The organism is Okeania sp. SIO1H4, assembly GCF_010672695.1.
Taxonomy (GTDB): domain Bacteria; phylum Cyanobacteriota; class Cyanobacteriia; order Cyanobacteriales; family Microcoleaceae; genus Okeania; species Okeania hirsuta.
Genome location: NZ_JAAHGB010000026.1, coordinates 72,625 through 82,374, shown reverse-complemented (window position 1 = coordinate 82,374; position 9,750 = coordinate 72,625). Strand labels below are relative to the sequence as shown.

General features: G+C 36.1%; 6 protein-coding genes and 1 pseudogene. 3 read left to right on the top strand and 4 right to left on the bottom strand.

Annotated elements, in window-relative coordinates; all coding sequences use genetic code 11:
* Nucleotides 1-199 precede the first annotated feature (199 nt).
* The gene (locus tag F6K06_RS18125; protein WP_124144066.1) at nt 200-2,365 is read right to left on the bottom strand and encodes a hypothetical protein; all 2,166 of its coding nucleotides are present in this window, start codon (nt 2,363-2,365) and stop codon (nt 200-202) included.
* A gap of 533 nt (nt 2,366-2,898) precedes the next feature.
* The gene (gene hslO / locus F6K06_RS18120) at nt 2,899-3,834 is read right to left on the bottom strand and encodes an Hsp33 family molecular chaperone HslO (protein WP_287242520.1); all 936 of its coding nucleotides are present in this window, start codon (nt 3,832-3,834) and stop codon (nt 2,899-2,901) included.
* Between the two features lie 417 nt (nt 3,835-4,251).
* Here hslO and F6K06_RS18115 point away from each other — a divergent pair, with 417 nt between their 5' ends.
* Nucleotides 4,252-4,650 (top strand): hypothetical protein, encoded by a 399-nt coding sequence (locus tag F6K06_RS18115; protein ID WP_287242519.1) that lies wholly within the window; start codon nt 4,252-4,254, stop codon nt 4,648-4,650.
* Between the two features lie 657 nt (nt 4,651-5,307).
* Here F6K06_RS18115 and F6K06_RS18110 read toward each other — a convergent pair.
* Nucleotides 5,308-6,390: pseudogene (locus F6K06_RS18110) on the bottom strand (IS4 family transposase).
* Nucleotides 6,391-6,863: 473 nt separating this feature from the next.
* Here F6K06_RS18110 and F6K06_RS18105 point away from each other — a divergent pair.
* Nucleotides 6,864-7,118, top strand: a complete 255-nt coding sequence (locus F6K06_RS18105; protein ID WP_287242517.1) for an HNH endonuclease — start codon at nt 6,864-6,866, stop codon at nt 7,116-7,118.
* Nucleotides 7,119-7,507: 389 nt separating this feature from the next.
* On the opposite strand, the gene F6K06_RS18100 is transcribed toward F6K06_RS18105, so the two are convergent.
* Nucleotides 7,508-7,846 (bottom strand): zinc ribbon domain-containing protein, encoded by a 339-nt coding sequence (locus tag F6K06_RS18100; RefSeq protein WP_287242515.1) that lies wholly within the window; start codon nt 7,844-7,846, stop codon nt 7,508-7,510.
* An 815-nt stretch (nt 7,847-8,661) separates the two neighbouring features.
* Here F6K06_RS18100 and F6K06_RS18095 point away from each other — a divergent pair.
* Nucleotides 8,662-9,342 carry a hypothetical protein gene (locus tag F6K06_RS18095; RefSeq protein ID WP_124144060.1) on the top strand — a complete coding sequence of 227 codons (681 nt, stop codon included), beginning with the start codon at nt 8,662-8,664 and terminating at the stop codon, nt 9,340-9,342.
* Nucleotides 9,343-9,750 lie beyond the last annotated feature (408 nt).

Sequence of the window (9,750 nt, the reverse complement as noted above, 5' to 3'; positions counted from 1 at the left end):
AGTTCATTTCTATCTAAGCCCTAAATAGAGAATATTTGGCTTCACTCAATACTTGACACCAATCATTGTACTCCTCAATATTTTTCTCTGGCGACAATGAATTAGCCCTGCCTGATTAAGGGGGGTTGAAACCGCCGTTCGTTTTTCCGCCCCCGCGCCTAAATTGAGGGCGTTACCAAGCTCTCGAACTTCCTCCGTGTTAATTATTATTCATAAACTTTGGTGCAGATATTAGGGGTTTACCTCTCTCATCTGTTATGGTCTTTTGATTTTCTTCTCTCAATTGTTGAGATTGGTCTGGAGGTATAGGTATAGTTTGATACTCTACAGCTTCTGGAGTTGGAGTCTGATATTCTGGAGTTGGATTCAGCCAGGTTTGCCAAATTCTAATTTGACTCTGAGCTGAGTTATAAGCAACACTATTTACCGGGATTTTTCTAGCAATCTCAATAGCTAGTGGTACATTTTGATTAACTTCGTCCATAGCGATCGATAAAATTTGTTGACCCCATTGATTAATCAACTGGGAAGCTTCCAATTGCCTAGAACTGTAAGTGGGTACTTTCTGTGCTAAACTGATAGCTTGAGCATAACCATCTACCGTACCTACTGCTGCTGCTTGACGAGCATTCTCTAAACTTTCTTTTGCCTCTTTTTGAGATTGCCACTGTTGTATTTTGGAGTTAGCTTGGGGATATAGAACCCTTCCTTGTTGAATCTGTTGTGCTGTAATAATTGCCTGTTCTAAATTACCTGAGGATGCTAGGCGTTCTGCATTATCAAGAATTGGTTGATCTTGAGAACGTTGAACTCTTTGTGTCCACCTTTGGATTTTCTGTTGAGCTTCCTCATATAGAGTTCTGCCCCTACCAATTTGACTTGCTTCATCAATGGCAGCTTGTATAGAACTAATATCGCCAAAACTTGCTAATTTTTCTGCTTTTTCCAAATAAGGCCGGTCTTCTTGTTGCTGTAGTTGTCTACTCCAATTTCCTATCAAAGTAGTTGCTTCTTGTCCACGGGGGTTATAAGGAGGAACAGTCTGCAATTTAGCGATCGCTGCTTTCAAATCGCTAATTCCTCCTGGTTGGGCTAGTTTTTTTCCTTCTTCTATAATCTTGACATCTGCAATTTCTTGTTGCCAAATACTAATTAACTGTTGAGCTTTGCTGTAAAGAGGTCGTTCAGTTTTGAGTTTTTGAGCTTGAGCAATAGCATCTTCTAGTCCCACTATTGTACCCAGATTAGCTGGAGAATGGGCACGAGCTAATAATTCTATATCTTTTACTTTTTCCTCTAGGACATCATTTTCTGGAACTTTATTAACTATCTTGAGTGCTTCTTGCCAATTTCCTTCATTTAGTTCTACTAAGGCTATATCTGCTATTTGTTCGCCCAAATTTAGTATCAACTTTTGAGCGGTCTGATAGAGATAGCTATTTTTCCCAATTGCTTGAGCTTTTTTGACAGCATTGGTGAGATTATCTAGTCCACCTTGTTGGCCAATCTCTCGTGCTTGGTTTAATTTGCCACCTTCTTGGCGAGTTCTTTTGATGTCGTTAATTAGTTCCTGGTATTTTTTCGTTTCCCAATGTACATTTGGTACTGACAGTAGACGAGAAGCTTCCATGGAAGCTTGATTCCATTCTTCCTGACGCAGATGTTCTTGAGCTTTCTTATAAGTTGTTTCAGCTTTAGTCCAAGTTTGTTGCCAATTTTGAATCTGTTCTTTGACAACTGGATAAGCTGAAACTTTCTGAGGTACTTTTTGGGCAATTTTAATAGCTTCTTCTAATTTTCCATCTTGAAAAGCTAAATCTCCCAGGGACAATATTTTTTCAGACCATTGTTCAATGTAAACATCAATATTTGGACGCATTGGATGGTCATTTGATAAAACATCTACCAAATTAATTGCTTGAAGTAAACTATCTACTGTGGGAGAAGTAGCTAATATCTGAGCACAATAAAGACGTTTGCTTGCTGATGCGGTTGGCCAGTAACTTGCTTCACAATCTGCCTGAGAAGGTAATTTGAATAAGGCTGATATGGCTGTTATACCTGCCCCAGCTGGAACTATTACCAATAGTGCTATCCAAAATAGCCATTTTATCGGCCAAGTATTGTTTGCAGATTTTGGGCTTTTTTGCTTAGTTTTTTCTATTGGAGAAACTGAATATTTTTGCAGAGTGGAAGGTTTGGCCGGATGTTTGTATGTTTGTATCTGACTGCCATTGGATCTAAGTTGCTGCAGTCTTTCTTCGCGGTTTTTCCTACGTTCAGGTAGTTGCCATTGGGTTTGTTTTTTTTGCTTCATCTGGCGTAGTGTCCGTATACGGTCTATTGTTTTGTATTTTTCATTCATATACACTACTTATCCCGAACAGCAAGCAACAGATATATTTCATGCTTAATGACTTTCCGGTTGGTTTAGCCTGTGGGTAAGCCTTTATCTAAAATATTAAATTTAGGCTTCAATTATCTGCGGTTTATATTTGTACACTATTTTGGGAAAAGATGCAACCTCAATATGAACAGAAAATTAATTGTTTGAGAAAACAATTAATACCAGGAGGTTTTACAAGTTTTTCAGTTGAAAAAATGAAAACAAAAACTTAGTTTTATCGCTAATATGGAAAACCCATATTTAATAATATGAAACCTATTTAACATGTATCCTATTTAACATTTATAAATTTATAATTATTATTCGTAATTATCTTTCGTAATTATCTGAAGCATCAATTTTTACAGAAAAATTAGCCCTCACATTTGATTTTCATTGCCGAACCTACGCCTCCCTTATTCTTGTGACCAAGGTATCAAATTGGTTCTATAAAGCTATGAATTCAGAAGACAACGATCAATTTCTATGTGTTCTGAATTCTTAGAATAAACTTATGAAGATGATTTATGTAGTTGTCCAACAGGAATTTCTGTGAAGGGTTGTTGTAAGTCCTCAATTAGTTGTATCAGGTCTTGTTTACTAGCTTGATATACTTCTCCACAAAATTCACAGACTGCCTGGGCACCATTGTCTTTTTCAATCATATCTTTTAGTTCATCAACGCCAAACATTTTTAAGGCTCCTAAAACTTTTTCAAAAGAGCAACCACAGTGAAAACGAACTATTTGACTTTCAGGAAATATATTTAACCCCATGTCCCCCAAAAGTTGTTGAAAAATTTCTGGTAACGTTTTGCCAGCTCTAAGTAATGGAGTGAAACCTGATAAGGAAGCTATACGAGATTCTAAGGTTTGAACTAATTCTTCATCTATAGCTGCTTTGGGCATAACTTGTAACAAAAGTCCTCCTGCTGCTTGTATACCCTCTGTATCTACAAATACTCCTAGCACTAAAGCGGATGGTGTTTGTTCTGATATAATTAAGTAATGAGCAATATCATCTCCAATTTCTCCAGATACTAACTCTACTGTACTGGAGTATGGGTAGCCATAACCTATATCTCTTACTATATACAAGAAACCTTGATTGCCTACAGCTTTTCCTACGTCCAATTTGCCGATTTGATTTGGTGACAGCTCAATTGTAGGGTTATCTACATAGCCTCTTACTGTTCCATCTAGTCCTGCATCAACAAGAACTCCTCCTAAAGGACCATTGCCTTGGACACGAATGTTGACTCTTGATTCGGGAGTTTTCATACTAGAAGCTAATAATAGTCCAGCAGCCATTGTGCGACCAAGAGCAGCAGAGGCCACCCAAGAAAGTTTATGTCGTTGTCTTGCTTCTTCAGTTAAGCGGGTGGTAATTACACCAACAGCACGAATGCCACCTTCTGCTGCTGTCGCTCTAATTAGTCGATCTGCCATTGAAGTCCTTACATTTCTTAATAATTCTAATTGTCTTTATCATAACTCTGTTGGAATATTCCTGTTAAGTTTGTCAGATATTTATTATAGATGTAAGTAATGGTTATACATAATTTAGGCCCTAGTTTTTGTATTAGTTTTATGCTTATTGTGTTAGTCTAAGTTGTTAGATATAATGATATATTATAGATAATATTCTTCAGTTATAAAACTTACGATGAATATTATCTTTAGAAATAATTTATTGCTAAAATATCTAGTAATAAATTATAAAAATAAGTAAATTCGCAGCAAATTTTGGCTTCACTCATCCCTAATTATAGGGAAATAATGTTAACCTAGATGGTTGTAATTTTCTATTTTTGTTTGAGAAAGAGATACCAAGTATAAATTCAAATATTATATTACTATATTATTATGTTAGGTACTTTCCAAAAAAGCCATTTGCGGATTGAGATTGAAGCTACTGAAGCTACGATCAGAGAGAGTTTACTATGTTCATCTCAGTTACAAACATGGTTGTGGCCTCAACGCTTTTCTCCTGGACTACCAGAAAAATTGTCTCAGGGTTTAGAGTTTAAAAGTATGGTTGGCCTAATAGAAATTAAACATTATGTTGATGTAGTAGGGTCAAATTGTTTGAGGTTGTTACTTAGTCAAGGTATTGATGGATTTCACGAGTGGTATTGGGGAGATGGTTGGATACAATCTCGTTTAGAAGGAATATCTATGTTGCCTCTAAATTTAGGTCAGACTTTTAGTTTAGTTCGCTTGCGAGAGTTTTTAGCTACACCAGAAAAAGCTGTTAAGTTTTAAGTTATTAATTCTTAAAATATGGCAATTATTTCCATTTACAGTAAATTGCAAGTATAGCGCTACGCGTAAGGCAACAGGCAATAGGCAATAGGCAATAGGGAAATAAAAAGGGTTTCAGCTTCTATTGATGTCAAAAACCTTAATGTGTAGCGTTATATATAAAGTTAAAGACATTAATAATAATACTTTTTTAATGCAGGAATCTTGCTCAGCATTGGTGCACCTTAACTTATATGAAATCTGCTGTATTTTTTATTTGGTTTTGACCTATTCAGGATTGCTGTAGTAAGTTATTATATCAAGTCTCATTAATTAGCCATAATAAAAATGTTCTTCTCTTGAGAGAGAATATTTTTTCCATTTGTCATGGGGAGCAAACAAATTTCCTATTGTTCCCTGCTCCCTACTCCCTAAATTTTTCCGAAGTGGTTATTTAGGGTTTGCTGATTAAATCTAAAAGCATTTACATATAAAGAAAGGTATTAGCATTTTTTAGTTGAAAAAGTCCCAGCTTTTAGGTCGCTTAGGTTCAAAAAATTAGCATTTTAGGCGCATAGTTGCGCAGAAAAATCAAGGAACTATTCTTCCTCCTACCTCCTTTATAATTCCCATTTCTCCTGACTCGGTCCTCCTGACTCAGTCCTCCTACCCTCACCCCTAAGTACAGGACAAAAAGTGGAGTGAGTCGAGAAAAGCGTCAAATTTGTGGTCAAGATTAGTGAAAATAGAGCGCAGATAATCAAAGCCTAGACGAAACAGACTCTTGGCTCGTCGTCGATGGGATTTGAGTGGAATGGGTTGAAGTGTATGTTGCCACAGACCTGTCTTCATTGCCCACACAAAGGCGATCGCCAGCAGAGCTAAAAGTTTACTGAGACGGCGGGTATCAGTGAAATGAGTAGATTCAAGGCAAAAGCCTCTAGTCTTGAGAGCAGCGAAGAGAGTCTCAATACCCCAAGGACGGCCATAGTCGGATCAAGCCTGTTGAGGACAATGATTGGTCACCAGAATCAGAAAGTCATCATCACCTTTTTGAGTCGGTTGTAGGCGAGTGCCAATCACATAGACTGGGCGACCCCAAACCCAATGGCGACCGGAAAGAACACGAGTTTCCCCCACAGACAAACAAGCAAAGCAGCGAGACCCGGCCACAGGTGATTGCCCCGCCCCCGAACAAATCAAGTCAGTTTGACGTATACGAATCCGAAAGGGAATTGCCTTGTCCATCAATAGATAAGACAACCATTCTTTGCCAATGAACTCACGGTCGGCGGTGAGGTAGGCGATCGCTGCATCAGGAAACAGAGCTTCAAAGCGCTCAAGTAAATCCATCCGTTCATCACTGTTGCTATTGCCCCCCTTGTCGAGCAAAGTCCATAACAAGGGAAAAGCAATCCCCTCATGGACTACACCCAACATTAAGATATTGAAGTGGGTTGTGCCAAAAGACCAGTTCGTGCGGTCAAGACTCAGCACCCAGGGTTGAGGTATCCCTGCTAGTTTAACCAGCATCTGGGCGATTTGTGCCATATCTACCTCAAATGAGCGGAAGAATCGTTGCATCCGTTTGTCATGGGACTGAGTTTCTACCTCTCCTCCACACACAATCGCTAATTCAGCCAGGTTTACTGTTTTGGCTCGAAACAGGGCTATGAAGAACATGGCAACGAAGGACAGTCTTGCCCCATGCCATCCCAGATGGGGTCGCAATTTGGCTCGAAGTTGGTTAATCTGTTCCATGAGGGTTTGTTGAAGTTGTGGTAATTTCCATCAAATCTTCTCTCTCACCCTTTTGACAACTTTTGTCCTGTACTGAGCCCTCACCCATAAGACTTTTTCAGCAAACCCTATTTAAAGAGATATGATATTAGCTATTTTTCGCCGACCGCTATTAATGCTAAAAACAATTAAAAGCAATGGCTTAAAATAATCAAATTTATAATTTGATTTCTCTCAAAGCTATAATAATTAAATTATATTTTCCCTGAAAAATATAGCGTTCGGGATTAATTTAAAACTTACCTTGAGGCTGAGAAACTGCTATTAAAATAGCGTTATGAGTTTGCTTAAGCGGAACAAAATTCTCTTTATACCATATAGCTCATAGACCATACAAAGTATTCAACAAAGAGAAAAACCAAAATAGAAACTCATGTAAGAAATTGATAGATCAAGCTTTCCCCAACCCAGGATACTGTGAAAACAGCCACGTTATGGTAAAAGGAAACAAGACTCCCTTCGATGGCAACATCATATATTGGAGCAAAAGAAACTCAAATCTATATGACGGACATACAGCAAGAGCCTTGAAAAAGCAAAACCATAAATGTGAATATTGCAAACTAAAAATTGCAGATGATGAAAAGGTCGAACTACATCATGTGGATGGCAATCACAACAACTGGAAAAACGAGAATCTAGTAGCTGTCCACCGGAGTTGTCATCAGTACATTCACATGAAGCAATGATACCTATGCCCCCCCATAGAGTACAGATTGTCGGGAGCCAGATGCACAGAAATGGGCACCTCTGGCTCTAACTGGGAGGTGCGGAGTTTAATAGCTTCCATCGACCTAACCTTAAGCAACCATCAAAATTTTTATAAGAGCAGCAGCTTGTTGATTTAATAAACAATTATTTTATAATTTTTGGAGAAAATTATAGGAGTAAAAAATTAGAAAACTTTATTTGTGATATTTAGAGCTGATTTATTAACTGAGCTGTTTGCGCAGCATTCCGCAGGAAAACTCTTATGCAATCTAGGTCTCATAAATTTCTACTTTGCTGGCCTACAATCGGTAAAACCTTTGTCCTGTAAGAAATTCAGCCTCTTAATATTTACTTGATAAATCAGCTCTTAGTCTCCTAGTTTTTGCTTAAAATTTGGATAGGTACTATGGTCATTGATATTTACTATGCGATTTTCATCACCTGTTGCTGTTATATTTTCATAGACTCCTTGGTCTCTTTTTACTAATTTACTAAATCCTTGACTTTTTAAATCGCTGATGCCGGTTTCTACTATTACTCTAGGGGCACTAATCATACGTTTAACAGGGGTATCTTCTGGTATGTCACCGATATCACATTTAGCTAATTTGCATAACTGGCCCCAGGTTGTAATATTTTCATTTATACTGTGCCAAACTTCCAGTTTTTGCTGATTAGTTGGACAAAAATAATCGTATACAGGCATAGTAATACTTCTAGCAGTAAAAGGCTTAGTTTTTAATTATAGATGATGTTAAAGTGTTTCCACATGTTATAAACAGAAAATTAATTTTTTGAGAGATTATGAAGAATAGTGACCGTGAATCAAGAGAGTTTTTAGTAGGAATAAATTATAGCCTAATATCTACAACTCATCTATAAACACTATCTATATGTTATATCAATTTCAAAAAAGAATCCTACAAAAAAAAGACTGTAAATTAGGCATAAAAAGAACTTATCTAATCCTATAAGCAACCTATTTCGATTGCTTTTTCTTCTTTGATCTTTTCTATCATGGGTTTAATACCTTGCCTTGCGGAATAATTAAGGTTTAAAGCCTCTTCTTTAAAGGATAAAAAAGAAAAAATTTTCCCTACCGCGTCAATGCTATCCTTTTCAAGGAGAGGTAATTGTTAATAATTAATAATTAATTATTAATTGTTGAAAGGGGGGTGCTTAAAATTGGTTGGGGTTATAAGATACGAAGTGACGTTTAGAAGAGATCCTGGTCTAATTTTCCCTCCTGCCTTCTGCCTTCTTCAAAATTTGTTTATTACTTCTTCCTACTTCCCTCTTACTTCTTCCTTAGTCATAGATGTGAGGTTCTATACTTTTTGTCTAAGATTAATCTGGTAAATTAATTAAGCTTAATTATTATTTTCAAGAGTATTTATAAAGTTCTATCAAACTAATTTATTTTTTTGTGGCAATCCAGCTATTATAGTTGAAATCGATATTTGATGCTAATATAAAATCTATAATATACAGGAATCAAATAATGTTAAGGAGAATTAATTAATGAGTGATTTTAAAGTAACACCACAAAGCGAGCTAACTACCAGTCAAATGTTAGAGAGATACAATTTAGACGATGAAATAACTCTAAAACGTTGGGCACAATTACATGGTATTGACAATAATCGTGGTTACTACAATCCAGATGAAGTGGATCTAATAGATCATGTACATCATCATATTTATAATCTTGGCATGAGTATTATCGATTATCAAAGTTTTATAGATCGTCGTCAAATTCCAACACAAAAGTTTACTCAGGAAAATGGTGAAAATATGATGGAAAATAATATTTATACAAATGTAAGTAATTCGGCAAAAAAACATCAAGGAACAGAAAATTTTGTTTGTAATGATTATGATGCAATAAATAAGACTTCAGAGGAAATTAATAATGAAGAGTATGCAGCCATAGAGATGTTAAAAAAGCAGTATTCTGAGGCAATTGATTTAATGGGAGAAAAAATAGCTGACCATTTTATAGATGAATTAGATGTATCTGTAATGCGACATCTTATTAAGAAGGTAAAAGAGCGTCAAAGACTTAATGGTAAAGTTTCATCAAATCGTTTTCTGAAAACAATTAAAGCTGTTTTACAGCCTCAAAATGGTAATTTTCTTGTTCCTAAAGATAATGAGAATGAATCTAGTATTGAACTAGAACAAAATCATCGACTTGGTTAGTTAATTTGTTTAGCAATAGTTTACTGTTATGGGGGTGGGTTTTACATCAGAGTTTTTTGAGTTTAGATTGCATCTTTTGTTAAACCTAATACTCCTCATAAATAGTAGGAATAGAGTGTTATTCTGATCAAGATAGCAATCTTATTGAAGATAGCAATCTTCTTCAATTTGTGAAAGATTTTAGACTTTGAGGGAACTGAGAACAATCAAATTACTATGAATGATTTAGGATTCCTAAAAATAGTAATTGATTAGATAAAAGCTTAGACTCTGGCTTAATGCTTCCTTGGTTAGGGCTCCCAAACTTTAGTAAAATATCAAGGCTAAAATAGAAAAACTATAACTAGCTAGATACTGAATACTGATAATTTGATTTTGTATTGCTATGAATTATAAACTATAAAAAAA